Source organism: Pseudomonas sp. EA_65y_Pfl1_P113 (assembly GCF_963970525.1).
Taxonomy (GTDB): Bacteria; Pseudomonadota; Gammaproteobacteria; order Pseudomonadales; family Pseudomonadaceae; genus Aquipseudomonas; species Aquipseudomonas tritici.
The window spans coordinates 1-793 of sequence record NZ_CAXAQM010000139.1; the positions used below are offsets into that span (position 1 = coordinate 1).

The following is a 793-nucleotide window of genomic DNA, read 5'->3' on the forward strand; positions in this document are numbered from 1 at the left end:
AGCGATCCCGATCGCAACTTACGTCGAGATGCAGCGCCAGTATCTGGACGCGCTGTCGGCTCTGCTCGACACGCGACGTGAGGCTATGGAAGCGATCCTTCAACTTCGGGCGCTCAATGGCGGCCGCAGCTTCGACGGCGTGTCCCGATGACGCGGCGGATTCTGGAATGGACAACCGGTCGACCAGCCACGGTGATGATCATCGCTTTGCTGATCGCTGGTCTTGGAATCTGGTCTTTCGTGAATCTGCAAATCGATGTCATTCCCGACATCACAGGCGTGCAGGTGCAGATCAACACGACTGTTCCTGCCCTGGCGCCAGAGGAAATCGAGCGTCTTGTGACGCTGCCCATCGAGCGCAGCATGGGTGGTCAGCCGGGCCTGCGGGAAATGCGATCGCTCACCAAGACCGGACTGTCACAGGTCACGCTCATCTATCAGGACGGCACGGACCAGCTTCGCGCACGCCAATTCGTCAACGAGCGGCTTTCCGCAGTGCGCGACATGCTGCCAGCCGGATCATCGCCGCTCCTCGCTCCGATCACCACCGGGCTTGGCGAAATCTGGTACTACACACTCGAATGGGCGCAACCGCCGTCCGATTTGGACGAGCGGCAACAACTGATGGAGTTGTTCGAGGCTCAGGAATATATCGTGCGCCCGATGCTGCGCGCGATCGAGGGGGTCGCCGACGTCAATTCCAACGGCGGCCTCGAACGTCAGTTTGTCATCGAGCCTGATCTGAAGAAGCTCACGACAGCGGGCATCACGCCGAGCGAGCTTGCCCAGGCTG

At 60.7% G+C, this 793-nt stretch carries 1 protein-coding gene; it reads left to right on the forward strand.

Annotation, left to right across the window (positions count from 1 at the left end; translation table 11 throughout):
• Positions 1-147: 147 nt before the first annotated feature.
• Positions 148-793 (forward strand): efflux RND transporter permease subunit (locus AACY52_RS28725; RefSeq protein WP_339561129.1); only part of this gene is annotated, 646 nt, incomplete at its 3' end.